This is a genomic window from Shinella sp. M31, from assembly GCF_049199205.1.
GTDB lineage: Bacteria > Pseudomonadota > Alphaproteobacteria > Rhizobiales > Rhizobiaceae > Shinella.
The window spans coordinates 1-20,078 of sequence record NZ_JBLZPH010000075.1; the positions used below are offsets into that span (position 1 = coordinate 1).

Annotated in this window: 22 protein-coding genes and 1 pseudogene; 5 read left to right on the forward strand and 18 right to left on the reverse strand. The window is 61.2% G+C overall.

The window, feature by feature from the left end; translation table 11 throughout:
- The 5 genes and pseudogenes from ACOZKU_RS11870 to ACOZKU_RS11890 all read right to left on the reverse strand — a co-directional run.
- A pseudogene (locus tag ACOZKU_RS11870) lies at positions 1-204 on the reverse strand (PepSY domain-containing protein); the annotation flags it as partial.
- 209 nt (positions 205-413) lie between these two features.
- Entirely contained in the window at positions 414-590 is a 177-nt protein-coding gene (locus tag ACOZKU_RS11875; protein WP_421579044.1) for a hypothetical protein, read from the reverse strand.
- 29 nt (positions 591-619) lie between these two features.
- Positions 620-913 (reverse strand): hypothetical protein, encoded by a 294-nt coding sequence (locus tag ACOZKU_RS11880; RefSeq protein ID WP_421579045.1) that lies wholly within the window; start codon positions 911-913, stop codon positions 620-622.
- Between the two features lie 70 nt (positions 914-983).
- Positions 984-1,214 carry a hypothetical protein gene (locus ACOZKU_RS11885; protein ID WP_421579046.1) on the reverse strand — a complete coding sequence of 77 codons (231 nt, stop codon included), beginning with the start codon at positions 1,212-1,214 and terminating at the stop codon, positions 984-986.
- 134 nt (positions 1,215-1,348) lie between these two features.
- A complete protein-coding gene (locus ACOZKU_RS11890; RefSeq protein WP_314086138.1) occupies positions 1,349-1,861 on the reverse strand; it encodes a sigma-70 family RNA polymerase sigma factor in 513 nt (170 codons plus the stop codon).
- 140 nt (positions 1,862-2,001) lie between these two features.
- Between ACOZKU_RS11890 and ACOZKU_RS11895 the strand changes: the two genes are divergently transcribed.
- Positions 2,002-2,232, forward strand: a complete 231-nt coding sequence (locus tag ACOZKU_RS11895; protein WP_421579047.1) for a DUF6894 family protein — start codon at positions 2,002-2,004, stop codon at positions 2,230-2,232.
- Here the strand turns inward: ACOZKU_RS11895 and ACOZKU_RS11900 are convergent.
- Both ACOZKU_RS11900 and ACOZKU_RS11905 read right to left on the reverse strand, forming a co-directional pair.
- Complete coding sequence (locus ACOZKU_RS11900; RefSeq protein WP_421579048.1) at positions 2,225-2,956, reverse strand: Crp/Fnr family transcriptional regulator; 732 nt, start codon at positions 2,954-2,956, stop codon at positions 2,225-2,227. The two genes, ACOZKU_RS11895 and ACOZKU_RS11900, sit on opposite strands and share 8 nt — an antisense overlap.
- 235 nt (positions 2,957-3,191) lie before the next feature.
- Positions 3,192-3,440 (reverse strand): DUF6894 family protein, encoded by a 249-nt coding sequence (locus ACOZKU_RS11905; protein WP_314086144.1) that lies wholly within the window; start codon positions 3,438-3,440, stop codon positions 3,192-3,194.
- Positions 3,441-3,768: 328 nt separating this feature from the next.
- Between ACOZKU_RS11905 and catE the strand changes: the two genes are divergently transcribed.
- The 3 genes from catE (at position 3,769) to ACOZKU_RS11920 (ending at position 7,125) form a co-directional block, all read left to right on the forward strand.
- Complete coding sequence (catE, locus tag ACOZKU_RS11910) at positions 3,769-5,847, forward strand: catalase C (RefSeq protein WP_421579144.1); 2,079 nt, start codon at positions 3,769-3,771, stop codon at positions 5,845-5,847.
- Positions 5,848-5,960: 113 nt separating this feature from the next.
- Positions 5,961-6,461 (forward strand): ferritin-like domain-containing protein, encoded by a 501-nt coding sequence (locus ACOZKU_RS11915; RefSeq protein WP_421579049.1) that lies wholly within the window; start codon positions 5,961-5,963, stop codon positions 6,459-6,461.
- Positions 6,462-6,543: 82 nt separating this feature from the next.
- The gene (locus tag ACOZKU_RS11920) at positions 6,544-7,125 is read left to right on the forward strand and encodes a cysteine hydrolase family protein (protein ID WP_421579050.1); all 582 of its coding nucleotides are present in this window, start codon (positions 6,544-6,546) and stop codon (positions 7,123-7,125) included.
- A gap of 445 nt (positions 7,126-7,570) precedes the next feature.
- On the opposite strand, the gene ACOZKU_RS11925 is transcribed toward ACOZKU_RS11920, so the two are convergent.
- The 7 genes from ACOZKU_RS11925 to ACOZKU_RS11955 all read right to left on the reverse strand — a co-directional run bounded on the left by ACOZKU_RS11925 (position 7,571) and on the right by ACOZKU_RS11955 (position 15,413).
- A complete protein-coding gene (locus ACOZKU_RS11925) occupies positions 7,571-8,245 on the reverse strand; it encodes an ABC transporter ATP-binding protein (RefSeq protein ID WP_421579051.1) in 675 nt (224 codons plus the stop codon).
- 159 nt (positions 8,246-8,404) lie between these two features.
- Positions 8,405-9,754 carry an ABC transporter substrate-binding protein gene (locus tag ACOZKU_RS11930; protein ID WP_421579052.1) on the reverse strand — a complete coding sequence of 450 codons (1,350 nt, stop codon included), beginning with the start codon at positions 9,752-9,754 and terminating at the stop codon, positions 8,405-8,407.
- Positions 9,755-9,806: 52 nt separating this feature from the next.
- Complete coding sequence (locus tag ACOZKU_RS11935; protein WP_421579053.1) at positions 9,807-11,135, reverse strand: ABC transporter substrate-binding protein; 1,329 nt, start codon at positions 11,133-11,135, stop codon at positions 9,807-9,809.
- An 18-nt stretch (positions 11,136-11,153) separates the two neighbouring features.
- Positions 11,154-12,206: a branched-chain amino acid ABC transporter permease gene (locus tag ACOZKU_RS11940; protein WP_421579054.1), complete on the reverse strand. Its 1,053-nt coding sequence runs from the start codon at positions 12,204-12,206 to the stop codon at positions 11,154-11,156.
- A 2-nt stretch (positions 12,207-12,208) separates the two neighbouring features.
- Complete coding sequence (locus ACOZKU_RS11945; protein ID WP_421579055.1) at positions 12,209-13,090, reverse strand: branched-chain amino acid ABC transporter permease; 882 nt, start codon at positions 13,088-13,090, stop codon at positions 12,209-12,211.
- Positions 13,087-13,881 (reverse strand): ABC transporter ATP-binding protein, encoded by a 795-nt coding sequence (locus ACOZKU_RS11950; RefSeq protein ID WP_421579056.1) that lies wholly within the window; start codon positions 13,879-13,881, stop codon positions 13,087-13,089. The genes ACOZKU_RS11945 and ACOZKU_RS11950 overlap by 4 nt, the downstream gene beginning before the upstream one ends.
- 125 nt (positions 13,882-14,006) lie before the next feature.
- The gene (locus ACOZKU_RS11955) at positions 14,007-15,413 is read right to left on the reverse strand and encodes an LLM class flavin-dependent oxidoreductase (RefSeq protein ID WP_421579057.1); all 1,407 of its coding nucleotides are present in this window, start codon (positions 15,411-15,413) and stop codon (positions 14,007-14,009) included.
- 450 nt (positions 15,414-15,863) lie between these two features.
- Between ACOZKU_RS11955 and ACOZKU_RS11960 the strand changes: the two genes are divergently transcribed.
- Positions 15,864-16,664 carry a Crp/Fnr family transcriptional regulator gene (locus ACOZKU_RS11960; RefSeq protein ID WP_421579058.1) on the forward strand — a complete coding sequence of 267 codons (801 nt, stop codon included), beginning with the start codon at positions 15,864-15,866 and terminating at the stop codon, positions 16,662-16,664.
- A gap of 9 nt (positions 16,665-16,673) precedes the next feature.
- Here ACOZKU_RS11960 and ACOZKU_RS11965 read toward each other — a convergent pair whose 3' ends face one another.
- Genes ACOZKU_RS11965 through ACOZKU_RS11980 form a run of 4 tightly spaced genes read right to left on the reverse strand, consistent with a single transcriptional unit; the run spans position 16,674 to position 19,909 of the window.
- Positions 16,674-17,630, reverse strand: coding sequence for a HEAT repeat domain-containing protein (locus tag ACOZKU_RS11965; protein WP_421579059.1), 957 nt, complete (start codon positions 17,628-17,630; stop codon positions 16,674-16,676).
- A 1-nt stretch (position 17,631) separates the two neighbouring features.
- Positions 17,632-17,865 (reverse strand): 4Fe-4S dicluster domain-containing protein, encoded by a 234-nt coding sequence (locus ACOZKU_RS11970; protein ID WP_069062449.1) that lies wholly within the window; start codon positions 17,863-17,865, stop codon positions 17,632-17,634.
- A gap of 11 nt (positions 17,866-17,876) precedes the next feature.
- The gene (locus ACOZKU_RS11975; RefSeq protein WP_421579060.1) at positions 17,877-19,613 is read right to left on the reverse strand and encodes a fumarate reductase/succinate dehydrogenase flavoprotein subunit; all 1,737 of its coding nucleotides are present in this window, start codon (positions 19,611-19,613) and stop codon (positions 17,877-17,879) included.
- Between the two features lie 8 nt (positions 19,614-19,621).
- Entirely contained in the window at positions 19,622-19,909 is a 288-nt protein-coding gene (locus tag ACOZKU_RS11980) for a gamma-butyrobetaine hydroxylase-like domain-containing protein (protein ID WP_421579061.1), read from the reverse strand.
- Positions 19,910-20,078 lie beyond the last annotated feature (169 nt).

Here is a 20,078-nt window from a genome sequence, read left to right on the forward strand (position 1 = left end):
GGCGTAGCCCGCCTCGACGAGGCGTTCCTTGGCCTGGTCTTCGGTGAAGCTGTTGGCGCCTTCGACCGGCGCGGTCGCGTTCTTGTCGTCCGGCGTTGCGATTGCCGGCGTATCGCCATCAGTGGCAGGAGCCGTAGAGGTCTGCGCGAAGGCGCCAAGGGTCGATGCGCCGACAAACGCGGCGGCAAGCAATAGCTTTTTCATGATGTCTCCTCGTTATCAGCCGTTGAAGGCACTAAGCAAACCGGTAGGAGAGCCTTTGGTTCCTTCCTAATTTTCAGATTTTTGAAATAACTTCAGGTCGATGCCCGATTTTTCGGTCGGCGGAAGCCGTAAGCTCCACCTTTTGATCCCCACAGCGTACCCGACTTCGCCGGCCTGTTTCAGCCGGCGAGGTACAACGTCTTTCCAGTTTAGCGCAGGCCGGCCTGCTTGGCCGGCTCGTCGTTTTCGTCGGGGTTCGGATTTGGTTCTTCGTCCGGCAAGCGATCAGGCTCGGGCTCCTTGATCGGAGGGCTCGGTTCGCCGATCGGCGGCAGGCTTGGAACCGGGTTCTGGCCAGGATCGGGCTCGGTCGGAATGATAGCCATCGTAAACTCCTTGCTGGTTCTGCTGATATCTATTGCGCCATGACGCTGCGCGCACCGGCCTCTCGGAAAGCCTTTTCGGCCTTGAGAAGATCTTGGCGTGCGATATCGGCGGAAACGCGGATTTCACCGTGAAGCGGTGCATCGGCGCGCACGGCATCGCCGCCGGACGCTTTTATCCCAGCCGTATTGGCATCCGCGTTCGGTTCGACGAACACATCGGCACGGGCTATCCCGCACTGCTGCACGAGATGTTCAACGGCGCAATCGGCCGCCTCTCGCGTTGCGAATGTCGCCCACATGGTCTTCGTACTGTCATCGGACATTGCACCTTCTCCTTTTTTTCAGGGACAAGGTTTGCAACGCGGCAGGTGAGCGATGGTTCGGACCAGAACGCTATACGCCGTCGCGCGTGTAGAACATGCGGGCAGACGCTTCGATGATCATACGGTGCTTGACAGGATCGAAGGTGACGGCGGGAAACGTCTCGAAGAGATACTTGGCAAAGCTTTCCCTGGCGTCATCAGACGCATCGAACCACGGCTGTGCGGTGAGTTCGTCGAAGATCAACTTCAATGCGCCCAACTCGTCCGGTTCGAACGTTCTCTTGGAAGTGTAGTTGCCCACGCCCGCCTCCTGTGTGCGACAGGCGTGATTCTAGGATCGTACAGATTCGATTCAAAGCGGTAACATGGTACGAAATCGTACGGAGAAATTCTCGTCATGTCGGGCAAGAGGGCTGCGGACCCGCCGTTATTCGGTCACTGCGCGCCAGGGCGGCCGATCTCCTCTTCGAGCATCTTGCGTGCACGATTGACCCGGCTTTTCACCGTGCCGATTTCACACTCGCAAAGCCGCGCCGTATCGATGTAGCTGACGCCCATTGCCACAAGCAGCAATGTACGGCGCGAGCGCGGCGGTATGCGGCCCAAGGCGCAGCGCAGTTCGCTACGGCGAACCGCCCACTCCTGTGGCGCCATTATGCTGGCCCTTTCGAGGAGCCCGTCATCCAGCCCAACAGGCTCCCGGCAGCGCCGACGATATTCCGTGTTGAAGGTATTGCGCATGATCGTGAAGAGCCAGGAGCGAAGTTTCGTATCCGGGTGAAACTGATGCGAGGAACGAAGCGCCCGCATGACGGTTTCCTGGACCAGGTCCTCCCGGTCGCTCGCGGAACGCGTCAACTGCTGGGCGAACCGCCTCAACGCGGGCAGCTGAGCTTCTATTCCGGTGTGGACCGTCTGAGGCAGGGATAGGGAGACCACGGCGTCCATTCATTCCTCCATTTGGAAGGGGAACGGAGTGGGGTCGTGGAGGTTGCCGTACGGTAGCGTACAGATGCCCGCGGAAAGAAAATGGAACACTTGGCGATTTCGCTGGTCCCTGTCGAAGCAAATGACGCTGCGAGGCGACGATGACCCACTACTTTTTTCATATCCGCAGCCGAACGGAACGGATCGAGGACCGGGAGGGTGCGGATTTCGACACGCTGGAGGCAGCCATGACCGAAGCCCGCCTTGCGGCACGCGAGATTCTGGCCGAGGACCTGCGCAAGGGGCAGGTCGATAAAACTCGCCTGTTCGAGATTTTCAATGAACGGGGGGAGCTGGTGGCGCGGCTGCCTTTCAAGGATGCGATCAATTAGTGGGCCGCGAGACGACCGCACCAATGAGCCGCTCGTATTCCCTCTCGCATTCGCCATAGGCGTCGCGTGCAAACGCTTCCAGGCCGGCCCGGTTGCGCACGCTGACGACGCCGCGCTCTGAGTAAATCAGCTTCTTGCCTTCCAGCACATGCAGCGCGGTCGTCACGCTGGGGCGCCGCACGGCAAGCATGATCGACATGAATTCATGCGTCAGGCTGATATCCGAACCCTCCACCCGGTCGTGGCACATCAATATCCATCGGGCGAGCCGTTCGTCGATATGGTGCACGGCGTTGGAGAGCGCCGTATAGGCCTGCTGGACGGCCAGTGCCTGGGTGTAGCGGGCAAGAAGCCTGTGAACCGCGCGGTCTTCCGTCAGAACCGCTTTCAGGTCCGCAACGGGAATACGGTAAGCTTGGCCTTGCATCTGCATGTGGATGGAAAACGGATCGGCGTCGACATCCAGGATCGCCGACACCGGACACATGCCGTCTCTTCCGATGATTCCGATTTCGCTGTGCTGCCCTTCCGGAGAACGGATAACGACGGATGCGATCCCGCTCTCGAAGAAGTAGGCGTGTTCCATCGGCTGATGGGGAAAGGAAAGCTGGTGCGAACGGGGGAGCTCGACGCATTCCAAACGCGTGTCGAACCGCTCGAGACTTGTTTCCGGCAAACACCGCAGCAGGGTGTTCCGAAACCCGCCCTGCCAACCGTCGTCCATCCAGCAATCCTATGCGGTTCAGCGACCGCATATCTGCCAAGGGCTTCGGTCTCTCCTCAAGTCAATGGCTGTCCATCTATGACCATAAAATGAGAGAGACAACCCGGCGTCGGGCGTCGGTACGGAAGCGGACAGACGGATGGAATATGCCGACGACCGGTATGTTCCCCAGAGGAATGCGCGTTGGTTTTCGGCTGCTTGCGCAACCGCGTGACGCCGAGGCTCAATCGTTCATTTACACTTGATTGGTGCCGTGTGGGATTGCTTCCAAAACCAACCGGAACGTGACGACGGGCACGCGGTTCGCGTCCTGCAACTCGACCGAAATGCTGTCTACCGGCTCATTCGGCAGCCCATCGATCGCCATTTCCGCCAGAAGCGTTTTGGCCTCATCCTTGGCCTTTTGCAAATCCAGGAATTCGAAGCTGCGGTCAGGCTGCAGCACGCCATCCTGATCCTGAATCTTGAAATAGTACCGTTCCATCGCCGCCTCCCGGTTTGGCGAGACAATGTCAAAGCGAAGCAAACGTTCCCTCCTAAGGCTGAGGGTGGCCTGCCCTGCCAATTTGGCCTCAAGACTCCAATGACTGCGATATCAAAGAACCGCAGCGGACCGACGAATTTCACGTCCGGTCGGCGGCCCAGTCCCGCACCGAGTGGAGGAATGCATCGGCGCACGGAACTTTTCGCTGCGTGTTTTGTTGGCCCCTCACAACAGGGAGTGCATTATGGCCAAGAACACATCACCGAAATCCTCAGCATCGAAATCCTCAAAATCCACGGCAGCGGCTGCCAATATCCACGATCAGAAGATGGTGCGCGGCAATGGCGGCGAGCTGCATCAGGTCGCCGAGGGCGACACGCCCGTTTTGACCACTGCGCAGGGTGGTCCTGTCGCCGACGACCAGAACTCTTTGCGCGTCGGTGCGCGCGGACCGCTCCTGGTCAACGACTTTCATTTCCGCGAGAAGATCTTTCACTTCGACCACGAGCGTATTCCCGAGCGGGTCGTGCATGCGCGCGGCTACGGCGCGCACGGCTTCTTCGAGACCTATGAATCGCTTGCCGCCTATACCAGGGCGGATCTTTTCCAGCGTCCCGGCGAGAAGACGCCGGCTTTCGTCCGTTTCTCCACCGTCGCCGGAAACAAGGGCTCGTTCGACCTGGCCCGTGACGTCCGCGGCTTCGCCGTGAAGCTCTATACGCAGGAGGGCAACTGGGACCTCGTCGGCAACAACATCCCGGTCTTCTTCATCCAGGACGCCATCAAGTTCCCCGACATGGTGCATGCGGTAAAGCAGGAGCCCGACCGCGCCTTCCCGCAGGCCCAGAGCGCGCATGACAATTTCTGGGACTTTATCAGTCTGACGCCCGAAAGCATGCACATGATCATGTGGGTGATGTCGGACCGAGCCATTCCGCGTTCCTTCCGCTTCATGGAAGGGTTCGGTGTGCACACCTTCCGCCTGGTCAACGCCAAGGGCGAGTCCACCTTCGTCAAGTTCCACTGGAAGCCCAAGCTCGGCCTGCAATCCGTCGCCTGGAACGAGGCCGTGAAGATCAACGGCGCGGACCCGGACTACCACCGCCGCGACCTGTGGAACGCGATCCAGTCCGGCAACTTCCCCGAATGGGAACTCTGTCTCCAGCTCTTCGATCAGGAATTCGCCGACAGCTTCGACTTCGATATCCTCGATCCCACAAAGATCATCCCCGAGGAGGTGCTGCCGGCAAAACCGGTCGGTCGGCTGGTGCTTGACCGCATGCCGGAGAATTTCTTCGCCGAGACCGAGCAGGTCGCCTTCATGACGCAGAATGTGCCGCCCGGTATCGATTTCTCAAACGATCCGCTGTTGCAGGGGCGGAACTTCTCCTACCTCGATACGCAGCTGAAACGCCTCGGCAGTCCGAACTTCACGCATATCCCGATCAACGCACCGAAATGCCCCTTCAACCATTTCCAGCAGGACGGGCATATGGCCATGCGCAATCCCGTCGGCCGGGTGAATTATCAGCCCAACTCCTGGGGCGAAGGACCACGTGAATCGCCCTCCGCAGGCTTTCCGCATTTCCCCGCAGTCGAACAGGGCGAAACGGTGAGGCTGCGCCCCGAAAGCTTCGCCGACCACTACAGCCAGGCGCGTCAATTCTACATCAGCCAGACGCCGGCCGAGCAGCGGCACATCGCGGCCGCGCTGACCTTCGAGCTCAGCAAGGTTGAAACACCCGTGATCCGTGAGCGCGTCGTCTCGCATCTGATGAATATCGACGAGACGCTCGCCAATACCGTCGGCGAAAAACTCGGCTTCCAGTCCATGCCGAAACCCGCCGATGCCGCCATGCCGACGCGCCAGGACCTCGAGCCCTCGCCGGCGCTCAGCATCGTGGAGCGAGGACCGAAACGCTTCGAGGGGCGCAAGCTCGGCATTCTCATCACAGACGGCGTCGACATCGACCTTCTGACCGGCCTGCAGGACGCCATTGTGGCGGAGAAAGCGGAGGTTGCTCTCATCGCGCCGAAAGTCGGCGGCGTGACGGCGTCGGACGGCTCATGGGTGCCGGCGCATTTTATGATAGACGGCGGACCGTCCGTGCTTTTCGACGCGATTGCATTGCTGCCGGCCAAGGCAGCCATGGACGACCTTCTGCAGGAAGCAACGGCGCGAGACTTCGTCGCCGATGCCTTCCAGCACTGCAAGTTCATCGGCCATGTCGCCGATGCCTTCCCGCTTCTCGAGAAGGCCGGGATCGCCGACAAGCTCGATGAAGGCGTGATCGAACTGCCCGGTGAAGGCGGCCTCTCGGCATTCGTTGCGGAACTCGGCAAGCTGCGCCTCTGGGCGCGCGAACCCTCCGTCAAGCTCGGCAAGGCGTCCGTTCCGTCCGCCTAGCGGATGGCTCGCCTTGCCGTATCCGCGGGGAACAAAGGTCCAAAAGGATGGTTAGTTCCCCGCGCGATCGCGCCCGCCAAATCGGCAAATGTTTACAACAACAGGAGAAATCTATGCCCACCAAGACAATGGAAGACCTGTTTCTCGACGGTATCAAGGATATCTATTACGCCGAGCGCAAGATCATTGCCGGCCTCAAGAAGATGATCCGCGGCGCCGAGGCTCCGGACCTGAAGGCCGCATTCGACAAGCACTTGCAGGAAACCGAAGGCCAGGTCGAGCGGCTGGTGCAGGTGTTCGAGCTTCTCGGCAAGCCGGCACGCGGCAAGACCTGCCCCGCCATCGACGGCATTCTCGAGGAAGGCCAGGAAATCCTCGAGGAATTCAAGGGTTCGCCCGCGCTCGACGCAGGCCTTCTCGCCGCCGCGCAGGCTGTCGAGCACTACGAGATCGCCCGCTACGGCACCTTGAAGTCCTGGGCCATGCAGCTTGGCAAAAACGATGTCGCCAAGCTGCTCGACCAGACGCTCGCCGAGGAGACCAAGACCGACCAGGCCCTGACTCAGCTTGCGGACGCCAAGGTCAACCGCGAAGGCAAGACCAAGGCTGCATGATCAGGAGCGGGCGGAGAAGCGGCTCTCCGCCCGCCCCCTTCGCGGCGCAGACGCCGATCCGATGCGACCAACGGGAGTGGAGATGTACGGCGAGTGGCGACATATCTGCGTGGACATGCAGCGCATGTTCGCTGAAGACACGCCCTGGAAAGTCGCCTGGATGGAGCGCGTCTCGCCACAAGTCCTGGAAGTCGTGGGCCGCCATGCCGAGCGCACGATCTTCTCCCGGTTTCTACCGCCCATGCGCGCCGCCGAAGCCACGGGCATGTGGCGTGCCTACTACGAGAAGTGGTGGATGATGACGGCCGAGCACCTGCCGGCCGAGATGTACGGCCTCCTCCCGGAACTTGCCGCATTTACGCCGCCCGCAATCCTCTTCGACAAGCGAACCTATTCTCCCTGGATCGACGGACGGCTACATGCCTATCTAAAGGGACACGACGTGGAGACGCTGGTCATCACCGGTGGCGAGACCGATGTCTGCGTTCTCGCCACGGCGCTCGGCGCCATCGATCTCGGTTATCGCGCCATCATTCTGAACGACGCCGTCTGTAGCGGCACGGACGAGACACATGACGCATCGCTGAAGCTGCTCGAAAATCGGTTCACCGCCCAGATGGATGCCATGTCGACGGACGCATTTCTGTCATCTGTCTCGGGATAGCAGCGGGCATATCAAGGCATTCAGAGTCCCGATGAGACGAGGAGCGCGGAGGTATTCTCGCATCCTCGCTGATCGACTATGCGGCCAATCTAATGCGGCAAGCATGGCGTAGTATCATTCCTCAGGCCGATGGGTCCAAAGCGGCGACTGTTAAGCAGTCCGCCCATTCCAGCATTGAAAACTCCACAGCGTCGAAGCTTCGCACCGTCCTTGCCGATGGATGACCTCAGGGTTCGTCGCCGAAAAACGGAGAGACAAACATCTTGACCTCATTAGGGTGAAATAGATTCGAGCCCTTGGCCGCCGTTTCGACCCAAGAGAAATCAACCGACAAGATCCGCCGCGTGTTATCGCCTGTCTCTACGGGGCCGCCAGATAATGATGCCCACAAGAAGCACTTGTAAGTGCGTTCTTCACGACGCCGAAAATATACTTATGAACTCAATCACGACGCGGCTCCAAGGTAGATGTGATGCAAATCATCTCGCGCAGCGAGCTCTTCCGCATTTCCCGCTAGCGCGACGCGCCCACTTTCCAGAATGTAGGCTCGCGAGGCGTGCACGAGAGACAGGGCAGCGTTCTGTTCTGCAAGAAGGAAGGCCACACCCTTCTCGCGGTTGAGCCGGACGATGATCTGGAAGATTTCCTGAACGATCTTCGGGGCAAGTCCCATCGACGGTTCATCCAAGAGAACGAGGCGCGGCTGGGTGAGAAGGGCCCGGCCGATCGCGAGCATCTGCTGCTCTCCGCCGGAGGTCAGCCCGGCCAATGTCCGCCTCTTTTCCTTCAGGCGCGGAAACCACGCGTAGATGTCATCGATCTGGCGCTGTAGTTCTCGTCGTCCCGGCTTGTGAAGAAAGGCACCGGACAACAGGTTTTCCTCGACGGTCAGATGCGGGAAGACATGCCGTCCCTCGAGCACATGCACGATGCCGCGTTTCGTCAGGTGGTTTGCAGCCGTTCCAAGAATGTCGTCGCCGTCGAAACGCACATGCCCGCGGCGAACCGTTGCCCTGTCGGCCGCAGCAAGCCCTGAGATCGCCTTGAGCACCGTGCTTTTGCCAGCACCATTGGCGCCAAGCAAGGCGACGATCTCGCCCGGCCCGACGGCCAGCGACACGTCGGCAACCGCCAGGATGGCCCCACCATAGACGACCTCGATATCAGACACCTCGAGAAGACGGCGGTCAGCGGGGACGGAAGCAGTCGATTCATGCTGAAGGGTCATCATTCTCTCTCCTTGGGAGACCGGGGCGATAACCGCCCCGGTCCTGATGGATCAGTTGGTGCCGATATCGCGCGGCGTGATGCCGTGCTCCTTCGCATAGGCGGCGGACTTGGCGTCGATCAGCGGGCGCAGAGCGGCGCGGTCGGCCTGCACCCAGTCGCTGACGAGATGCCAGTTTTCGCCGGTCCATTGCTGGACGCGTACCGCACCACCGCCCTCATGGTCGACCGGGGTCAGTTGCAGGTTCTGGACGAGGCCCAGGAAACCGGCCTTTTCCAGCGCCGCATCATCGAGCTTGAGATGTTCCAGCGCCCACTGGCCTTCTTCGCCGGTGATCGGCCTGTTGCCGAACTTCGCCTGTGCCTGTCGAACGACTTCGACCGAAATGACCGCATTCACCAGACCGGAATTGTAGTAGACGCTACCGAACGCCTTGGGGTCGCGCAGGTCCGACTTGCCGGTATCGATGATGTGCTGCTTGAGACGCTTGTGGATTTCGAAATCGGCGCCTGCCGGATAGGGCGTCAGAGCGAGATAACCCTTGGCGGCATCGCCGGCGGGAATGACGTCCTCTTCCGAAGATGCCCAGACATCGCCGATGATGCGATCTGCCGGGAAACCGAAACGCTGCGCCGACTTGATGGCGACCGGCGTAGAAACGCCCCAGGTCCGCAGAAATACCCAATCCGGCTTCTGCTCGCGAACCTGGCGCCATTGCGAAGACTGTTCGCTGCCCGGATCAGGGACCGGAATCTGGATATTCTCGAAGCCGTATTTTTCCGCAAAAAGCGCCAGCGGGTCGAGCGTTTCGCGCCCATAGGCGCTGTCGTGATAGACAGTGGCGATCTTCTTGCCCTTGAGCTTGTCGAAACCGCCTTCCCTTTCGGCAATATAGTTCACGATGGAGGACGCTTCACTGTAGAACGTCACCATGACGGGGAAAATATACGGAAATACACGGCCATCGGTGGCTTCGGTCCGGCCATAGGCCATCGTCACCAAGGGGATCTTGTCATCCGCCGCACGGTCGGAAAGTGCATAGGCCGCCGGCGCACCGTTCGGGAAGTAAGCCGCAATCGGCGCGCCGTTCAGGCCGCGCTTGAAGCGCTCGTAGCATTCGATGCCCTTTTCCGCCGTCCATTCCGTCTCGCATTCCTGCCACACGATCGGCACGCCATTGATGCCGCCTTCCACTTCGTTGATGTAGCGATAGTAGTCGATAATTCCCGCCCAGATCGACGCCCCGGAAGCCGCATAGGGACCGACGCGATAGCTGGCGATAGGGAAAAACTGCTTGTCGCTGTCAGGGCCTGGCGTCGTATCGACGGCCTGCGCGGCACCTGCCAGAACCAGTATGGACGCAGCAGTCGCGATGGCGCCGCGTAAAAATGTCTTGAACATAGTCCTCTCCTTCTGAAAACCGGGCGCGACGCTGGCCGCGCTCCGCAATCGATCAATTGGTTTCCGTTTCCGGCGTGCGCGGCGTAATGCCGTTTTCCTTGGCGTAGGCCGCAGCCCCCTCGCGAATGAGCGGGTTGAGGAGCTCGTGGTCCGCCTTGATCCAGTCGGTCTGCAGCACCCATTTTTGACCATCCCAGCTCTGGATACGCGCCGCACCGCCACCCTCGTGGTCGGTCGGCGTGATCTTGATCTGCTGGAGCAGGCCCTTGAAGCTGATCTCCTCGAGACGCTTGTCATCGATCGTGAGATGCTCGAACGCCCAGCGGCCTTCCTCGCCGTTCAGTGGGCGGGCACCAAAATGCTTGTAGCCGGTGCGCAGCGCTTCGACGGCAAGCGCCGCATTGACGAGGCCGATATTGTAGTTGACCGCGCCGAACAGCTTCTGGTCACGCAGGTCGGATTTTCCCTTGTCGAGGATTTCCGCCTTCAGGCGCTTGTGGATTTCGAAGTCCGTGCCGCCCGGATAGGGCGCAAGTGCCGAGTATCCTAAGGCGGCCGTGCCGGCCGGAATGGCATCGGATTCGGAACCGGCCCAGACATCGCCGATGATATGATCGGCCGGGAAGCCGAAGCGCTGCGCAGTCTTCAACGCGACAACCGTCGACACACCCCAAGTGCGCAGGAACACCCAGTCCGGCCTCTGCTCGCGGATCTGGCGCCATTGCGGCGATTGCTCATTGCCCGGATCGGCGACAGGGATCTGGATGTTTTCGAAGCCGTACTTCTTCGCGAGAACCTCGACCGCCGGCTGGCTTGCGCGGCCATAGGCGCTGTCGTGGTAGACGGTGGCGATCTTCAGGCCCTTGAGCTTGTCTAGGCCGCCGACTTTCTCGGCGATGTAGTTGATGCCGGTCGAAGCCTGGCTGTAGTAGCTGAACAGCAACGGAAAGGCATAGGGGAAGACCGTACCGTCGACGGTTTCCGTCTTTCCGCCGGCAGGGTCGATCAGCGGAATTTTGTCGGCTGCAGCCTTTTCGAGCAGCGCATAGGTCGCTGGCGTGCCGTGGGTGAAGAAGAAGGCGAGAGGTGAACCGTCCTTGCCGGCTTTGACGCGCTCGTAGACCTCGACCGTGCGGTCCGGGCTCCACTCCGTCTCGAATTCCTCATAGTTGAGCTTCACGCCCTCGACGCCGCCCTCCACCTCGTTGATGTAGCGGAAATAGTCCCGTTCTCCAGCCCACCAGAGCTCGCCCGAGGAGGCATAGGCCCCGACGCGGTAGGTCGGCAGCGGGATATACTGGCTCACCTCATCGGCCGAAGCCGGAGTGACGCCAGAGAAAAGGGTGCCGGCAAGGAGCGCGGCGACAAGCAGACGTTTCATGACTTCAACTCCTGGGGATCACGATGGGAAGAGACGGCGGCGAGCCCCCTGCGTTCGCCGCAAACCGAGCAGACGGGCCAGCCCTTCGGGCTCCTTGATCAGGAACCAGATGATGAGAAGGCCGAAGATGGCTTTCTGGATGTTCTGCAGCAGGCCTGCATCGACATGGCCGCTGAACAGATGCTGGAACAGCCAGTCCAGCGCCAAGGGCAGCAGGCTGACGAAGGCCGCGCCGAGATAGGCGCCGCGAATGGTGCCCAGACCGCCGATAATGATGATGAAGAGGATCTGGTAGGAACGGGTGAGGCCGAAACTCTGCACACTGGCCGATCCGAGATAGGCAAAGGCCCACAGCGCGCCTGCGATGCCGAGAATGAAGCTCGACACGGCGAAGGCCTGTAGCTTGGCACGGAAGACCGGAACACCGATGACAGCGGCCGCCGTATCCATGTCGCGGATCGCCATCCAATTACGCCCCGTCTGGCCGCGGATGACATTGAAGGAGAGGAGCGTGAGGAGCGCGACGATGCCGAGGGTCAGGTAGTAGCGCCCGTGAGGATTGTTCGCATCCAGGCCGAAGATGGACAGGCCGCGCGACAGCGCGATCGTCGCGGAGGAATTGCCGTTGTAGAACCACGGAAACTTAAGGAAGAGCCACTCGAAGAAGAACTGGGCCGCCAGCGTGCTGACGATCAGGTAAAACCCCTTGATGCGTGTCGAGGGAATGCCGAAGGCGAGCCCGACGGCCCCCGCGATGAGACCGGCGACGACAAGTGCCAGCGGCAAAGGCAGCTCGGGCACACGCAACTGGAGTGAGAAGGTGGCGTAGGCGCCGACCATCATGAAGGCACCGGCGCCGAGCGATAGCTGGCCCGCATAACCGGTCAGAAGATTGAGGCCGAGCCCGGCAAGCGACAGGATCAGGAACGGCACGATGATCGCATTGATCCAGTATTCGGAGGCCAGAAACGGCGCGGTGACGATCAGCAAGAGAGCGGCCGCGATGCCAAGCGCCTTCAGGCCGATGGGATCGACGGGTTCGGCGGCAGCGGGCAGATGGATTTCGGACATGCTCAGACCCTCTCGATCTGTCGTTCGCCGAACAGGCCGGCCGGGCGAATGAAAAGGAAGACGAGCGCAAGCGCATAGGCGAACCAGGGCGTGATGCCGCCGCCGAGATACGGACCGATATAGGTTTCCGCCACACTCTCGCCGGCGCCGACGATCAGCCCGCCGACAATGGCGCCGGGGATCGAGGTGAAGCCGCCGATGATGAGAACCGGCAGAGCTTTCAGCACGACGAGCGACAGCGAGAACTGCACGCCCTGGCGCGCGCCCCACAAGAGACCGGCGACAAGGCCGACCAGCCCGGCGACCGCCCAGACGATCTGCCAGATGCGGTTGATATCGATGCCGAGCGAAAGGGCTGCGCGCGTGTCATCCGCGACGCCACGCAACTGGATACCGATGCGCGTGCGGTTGAACAGCAGCGACAGGACGACGACGATTGCCAGCGCCACACCGGCTGCAATGAGGTCGAACTGGCTGATCATGATATCGCCCAGGAAGATCGGCAGATCGTCGATCCCGAGATTGAGCGCCCGCACCTGCGATCCCATAATGCCCTGCGCAACGCCTTCCACGACATAGGAAAGACCGAGGGTCGCCATGAAGAGCGTCATGGGACTGCGATTGGTCAGCGGGCGCAACAGCAGCTTTTCGATCGCGATCGCGGTGAGGACGAGGAGCCCGATCGTCACCGCGATCGCACCGAGGGCCGGAACGCCCTGATCGGTGAGCGTCACGAAGGTCAGAGCCGCGAAGAGCAGCAGGGAGCCCTGAGCGTAGTTGAAAACGCCTGAGGCCTTGTAGATCAGTACGAAGCCGATCGCCACGAGCGAATACATGGTGCCGGCGAGCAACCCGCCGATCAGGGTTTCCAGAAACATGTTCATGCGGCAGCCTCCACGCGCTCCGAGCCGAGATAGGCAGCGATGACATCGGGATTGTCTCGGATGGTTTCCGGCGGGCCGTCTGCCAGCTTGCGCCCGTAGTCGAGCACCACGACATGATGGGCGAGTTTCAGGACGATGCCGATGTCATGCTCGATGAGCACGACGGTTAGGTCGAGCTCTTTGTTGAGCCTTTCGATGACGGCGGCAATCTCCTGTTTTTCGGCACCGTTCATGCCGGCCAGCGGCTCATCCAGGAGAAGCAGCCGAGGCTTCGCCACAATGGCACGGGCGATCTCGACCTTCTTCTGCACACCGTAGGGCAAGGTGCCGACAATGGTTTCGGCATATTTTTCAAGATCGAAGAGCTTGATAACCTCGAGCGCCCGTTCGCGAAATGCCCGTTCCTGCCTGAGCGCGCGGGGCAGCCGGAACGCCTCCTCGATCAATGTCACGCGGGCGTGCCTGGACAGGCCGGCGATGACGTTGTCCAGAACGCTCATGCCGGAAAACAGCGCGTTGTTCTGAAACCCGCGGCCGATGCCGCGCCGCGCCGCCTCAAGCGGCTGCATGCGTCGGAAGTGCTCCCCCTCGAAGACGATTTCCCCGGAATCCGGTGTGTAAACCCCGTTCAGAATATTCAGGAGAGAACTCTTGCCCGCGCCGTTCGGGCCGATCAGGGCGCAGATCTCGCGTCGCTCGACCTGAAACGAGAGGTCCGAAATCGCTTTCACCCCCTTGAAGGAAAGCGATACATTTCTGACCTCCAGGGCAGGCCCAGCGGATACGGTCATCGGATCATGCTCCTTGTTTGGTTCTAAAGCGCACAAAGGTTCCCTCACCCACATCGACGACGGGGCGTTTTGGTTCCTGTGCTGGGAATGCCTGCGGCGGCGGCCGCGCTCGCTCTATGTTGATGTCATGCGGCTTCGTCGGAAGCCGCATGCGCCTCTTCGCGTTTGATCCGCTCGATATCCCGGAATCGGTGGGCCGGGTGGCTTTCGGGCAGATAGGGGCCGTCACCGAAGAGTTTTTCGCGCAGCGTACCGTCGCGGTAGCCGGTCGCGTAGACACCGCGCTTTTGCAGTTCCGGGACCAGATAGCCGATCACGTCGGCAAAGGTTTCATGTGCAAGCGCATAGGCGAGATTGAAGCCGTCGATATCGGTTTCCTCGACCCATTCCTGCAGCAGGTCGGCGACCGTTTCCGCCGAACCGACGAAGAGCGGCCCGAGGCCACCGATACCGCCCCACTTCGCCAGTTCCTCGATCGTCCAGACCTTGTCGCCCTCCGCAAGATGCTCGACCGCGGAAATGATGGCGTTGGTCTTTACCTTCTTGACGGTATCGGCGGGCTTGTAGTGCCCGAAGTCGATACCGGTCCAACCGGACATCAGCACCAGCGCCCCGTCATAGGAGGCATATTTGACATAGTCGTCGTATTTCGCCCGCGCCTTCGCATCCGTCTCGTCAACGATGATCGTCGCCATCGCGTAGATCAGCACCTTCTTCGGATCGCGGCCCTGTGCGGCAGCACGTCGGCGGATATCCGACACATAGGCCCGCGTCGCATCCTTGAGCGGCGTTGAGATGAAGACGCATTCCGCGTGGCCGGCGGCAAACTGCTTGCCCGCGCCCGACGCGCCGGCCTGGAAGAGAACCGGCGTGCGCTGCGGCGACGGCTCGCTCAGATGATAACCCGGCACCTCGAAATATTTGCCCTTGTGGCCGATCTCATGGATTTTCGAGGGATCGGCGAAAATACCCCGCGCCTTGTCCCTGACGACCGCGCCCTCTTCCCAGCTTCCTTCGAAAAGCTTGTAGAGTACTTCGACATATTCCGTGGCGACGTCATAGCGGTTGTCGTGCGCGCGAAGTCCGCCCTGCCCGACATTCTTCGCGCCGCTTTCGAGATAGGATGTCACGATGTTCCAGCCGACCCGACCCTTGGTGTGGTGGTCTGCCGTCGAAAGGCGGCGCGCGAAGGTGTAGGGATGCTCGAAGGACGTGGATGCGGTAATGCCAATGCCGAGATGCTTCGTCGCCTGGGCGATAGGATTGGCCAGCTGCAGCGGATCGTTGACGGGGATCTGCACGCCCTGGAGAAAGGCATTGTCGAGATTGCCTTTGTAAACGTCGTAGTAGCCGACGACATCGGCGATGAAGATGGATTCGAAGAAGCCAGTTTCCAGGAGCTTCGCGAGGTCCGTCCAGTAGTCGAGGTCCTTGTATTCCCAAGAGCGGTCGCGCGGATGCCGCCACAGGCCCGGGGACTGGTGCCCCACGCAATTCATCTCAAAGGCATTAAACCGTATCGTCTTGGTCATGAATGGCCGTCCGTTTATCTGGACGGCACATTAAGGGCGCTAACTCGCCGCCGACAGGAATTCTATTATTTTGATAGATTTTATATGGAAATAACTTTTCGCGGATTCCTTCGCTTAGAGATCGAAGAGCGACAATCCCGCTCGGCGAGCGGAGCCATCCATATCTTCGATGGGTCACCCCAACTTAGGGACGAGCTGGAATTGACGCGCGAGAATACAATTTCCGCCGTGGGGAAGGCTGATTCTTTTGGCCCCCGATCGGGAGCGGCGGACTGCGACTTCAAACCATGAACAGGCTGCCGCGCGCACTCGCCTCGCTCAGGTGAAAACGTTCCAGATGCCGGAGCCGCGACATTCTTTCAGCCTTCCTCCCGAAGTCGGAATTATTTTCCTTCTTACTTGATAGAATATATATATTTTAGAGCGCGGTCACAATGGGAACGAGATCGCATGAGCCTCGACGTCCGCGCCACCGCCCGCGAAACATCCCGCCACGAGCCGGTAATTGATCTTCGACGCCAGGTCGTCCTTCCGGGCGATCAGGCGCTTTTTCTCAGCGAGAGCGTGGAAGGACTGGATGAGGGGGCGCATTTCCTCGATGCCCTCACGCCCGAAGAGCAGGAAAGGCTAAGGTCGCACGGCCGCAGGCTCCCCTTCCTGCCGGGCAAGGCGATCTTCACCCAGGGCGACGCGCATGGCGGCATCTTCATCATAGAGGCCGGCCAAGTGCGGGTGTTCTACACCGCACCATCCGGCCGCGAGATCACGCTGGCCTACTGGACGGCGGGACACTTCATCGGCGGTCCGGAAATGACCGGGGGCGGGGCGCACATCTGGTCGGCGGAGGCGTTGAGTGACTGCCGCATCCTGTTCCTCCCTGCGCATACGCTGAAAACTCTGCTCGTCGAGATGCCGACCTTCGCCCTCAGTCTTCTGCAAGGACTGGCCGCCAAGGGGCGATGTTATTCGGCGATGGCGCAGATGCTGGGTACGCGCTCCGTCATCGAACGCCTGGCGCAATTCCTGATCAACCTTGGCGACCTCCATGGCGTGCGCGACGGCCGGGCGATCATCATCAACGCCAAGGTCACCCATGACCAGATCGCGGCCATGGTCGGCTCGACGCGCCAATGGGTGACCATGATGATGAAGCGGTTTCAGAAGGACGGCCTGTTGACCGTGACACCGCGCCACATCCGCATCGAGCGCCCGCAGGCACTTCTGGACATGGTCTCGAAGACCGGTCGCTGAAGCCACCCTCTAGCCGATCCGCGTCAAGGCCCAGCGCACGGTTTTACGCACGTCGGGATCGGCATCGGATATGTGGCCCATCAGCGCGTCCCGCGTGGCGGGATCGGCGATTTCGCCAAGCGCGGCTGCCGCCTCCTTGCGAAGCGACGGCATGTCGCTTCGAAGCAGAGCCGCAATCTGGTTCGCCGCCGGCTGGGCTTTCAGCTTTCCGAGCGCATTCAGGCATTTCTGCCGGACCTGCCAGAAGTCGTCGGCAAGCCCTGCGACCAGGCCGTCGATGGCCGAAACATGGCCGATCCGAGCAAGCGATTCCGCCGCCGCCGCCCTCACCTGCCAGCTCGCATCCTGCAAGGCCGCGACCACCGCGGATGCCGCCGCAAGCTGGCTGGTGAACGACAGTGCATTGACCGCGACCGCGCGGACGGTGGCGTCCGCATCACGGGTCGCGGCGATGAGTGACGGCAGCGTTTCCTCCAGCTTGAGATAGGCGACTACGCCGAGCGCTTCCGCCCGCACCTCGGCGTTCCCGTCGCGCATGGCGGCGAGTGCGGCGCCGAGTGCCGCGGGCACGCGCAAGGCCCGCAAACCGCGAAAACCGGCCGCCCGGACAAAAGCGCTGTCATGGGCAACCAGCGGCAAAATGGCATCCGCAGCGGCGGCGTTTTTCAATTCGGCGAGGCTGTCGGCCGCGGCCTGGGCCACCGTCGCATCCGCATCCGCCACCAGCGCGCAAAGTGCGGCCGCCGCCTCGACCGTGTCGAAGTCGGCGAGCACGATGGCCACTTGCAGGCGCACGCTCGCATCCGCGTCGGCGACAGCGGCGAGAAGATGCGGCAGCACTTCCGGACTTGCGGTTTCGGCGAGATCGATGACGGCAAGGCGCCTGACGGCCGCGTCGGCATGGCCAAGGCGCGCCGCGATCTCCTCGGTGTCGCCGAAGTCCTCGAATGGATCGAAAGCACTCATGTCAGCGCAACAGGTAGGGAATGTTGACGCTGACCGCACCGGTCGGACAGTCGGTTTCGCAGGGCATGCAGTACCAGCACTCGTCGAACTTCATATAAGCCTTGCCGGTGAGATCGCTGATGCGCAGCACATCGAGCGGACAGACGTCGACGCAGACGGTGCATCCCTTGTCGGCGATGCATTTCGCATCGTCCACGACGACGGGAACGGCGGTGGGGGAAAAAGCAAGCGGCATGGTTTTCCTCGTCAGGCTTGAGTGGAGACGCGCAAGCGATCGTAGGCATCGCGTTCTTCGGTCTCGATCGGCACGATATAGGGCTGGATGGCGCGCTTCTCGGAGGTCATCCGGCCGTCCCGCTTGCTCAAAAGCGTGTGACAGAACCAGTTCTCGTCATCCTTTTCGGGATGGTCGACGCGATTATGGTAGAGACCCCAGCGGCTTTCCGTCCGGTAGAGGGAGGCATGGGCTGCCATGTCGGCACAGTCGATGATGGACGACACTTCGAGCGCCCGCATCAATTCGTGCGCATTGCGCGCGACCATCGCCGTTTCCAGATCGCCCCTCACCTCGGCAAGCCGCGCCTGGCCGATCCGCATCCGCGCCGTCACCTTGGGCGGCTGGAGATAGTCGTTGACGAGGCGGCGGGCCTTGTATTCGAGCTGGTTCGGCGGAATGCCATCCTCGCGCCGCGTCGGGGCGAGAACCCGCTCGCGCTCCAGGCGTACGAAATCCGCATCGAAATCCGGCAGGTCAACCTCCTGCGCCACCTCGGCAGCATGCTCGCCGGCCACGGCACCATTGGTAAAGGCGCCGAGCATATAGTTGTGCGGCACACTGGCCATGTCACCGGCGGCATAGAGGCCCGGCACGTTCGTCCGCGCGCAATCGTCGACAAAGACGCCGGAGGCGCTGTGCCCGGAGCAGAAGCCGATTTCGGAAATGTGCATCTCGATCATCGTCTCGCGATAATCGGTACCCCGTGCCTCATGGAACCGCCCGCGCGACGGGCGTTCGACGTTGTGGAGGATGCCCTCGATCTCGCCGACCGTATCGGGATGCAGGTGGTTGAGCTTCAGGAAGACCGGCCCCTTGCCCGATTGCAGTTCGTTGTAGAATTCCTGCATCATCTGGCCCGACCAGTAGTCGCTTTCGATGAAGCGCTTTCCTTCGCTGTTAGCCGTGTAGGCGCCAAACGGGCCGGCGACATAGGCGCAGGCCGGGCCGTTATAGTCCTTGATCAGCGGGTTGATCTGGTAGCATTCCAGATTGGCGAGCGCCGCGCCCGCGTGATAGGCCATCGCATAGCCATCGCCCGAATTGGTGGGGTTCTCATAGGTGCCGAACAGGTAGCCGGAGTGCGGCAGCCCCAGCCTGCCCGCGGCCCCCATGCACAGGATCACGGTCTTGGCGCGCAGCACGAGGAATTCGGCAGTGCGCGTGTTGACGGCGACGGCCCCCGCGATGCGCCCATCCGCGGCGGTGAGAAGGCGCGTCGCCATGAACCGGTTCGAGATCAGGATGCGTTCGCGTTTGAGCTGGCGATAAAGCGCCTTCTTGACGGTGTCGCCATTCGGCATCGGCAGCACGTAGGTGCCGAGGTGGTGGACCTTCTTGAGGTCATAGTCGCCATTGGCATTCTTCTGGAAGCGGATGCCGAAACGGTCCAGCTCCTGGATTATGTCATAACAGCGCGAGGCATATTTGAAGACCGCCGCCTGGTCGACGATGCCGTCGTTGGCGATGGTGATCTCCTTGGTATATTGCTCCGGCGTCGCATAGCCCGGCACGACGGCATTGTTCAGGCCGTCCATGCCCATCGAAATCGCGCCCGACCGTTTCACATTGGCCTTTTCCAAGAGCACGACATTGAGGGCTGGGTTCTTCTGCTTCGCCTTGAGTGCGGCCATCGGTCCGGCTGTTCCGCCGCCGATCACCAGCACGTCGCAGCTGACTTGGGAAAGGCCGTCGACAAAAGTATCCATTTCTGACCTCAAAGTTGGGCTTCGGCGATCGTGCGCAGATAGCTCCAGGGATAGATGCCGCGATCATGGCCATCGGAGAAAACCAGCCGGACGGCATAGGCGCCGATCGGCTCCGCGCCGGTCAGCGTGACGCCACCGAACCTGCCCGCAGGACCGTAGAGATCGGCGCGTATCTGGATGGCCGCTCGGCTGTGCGCCCGCAGCACCGGCGCCGGCAGATGAGACACGACACCATCGTCCCAGGTGACGGCGAGACTGCTGCGGGCTGCGTTGACCTTGAGGCTGAGAGCTATCATGGCGTTTCCTGATCGTTCGTCCCATCCTAGGGATCGCGCAAACCGGCAAACGCAATAAATTGCCAAGACGCCCCGCTTTGTCGGGCAATCGCATCAGGGCGAAACGAAACCGGCGCCGGGCATGGCACCCGGCGCCGGATCATTCAGCATTGTGATGTGCAAGGCGTCA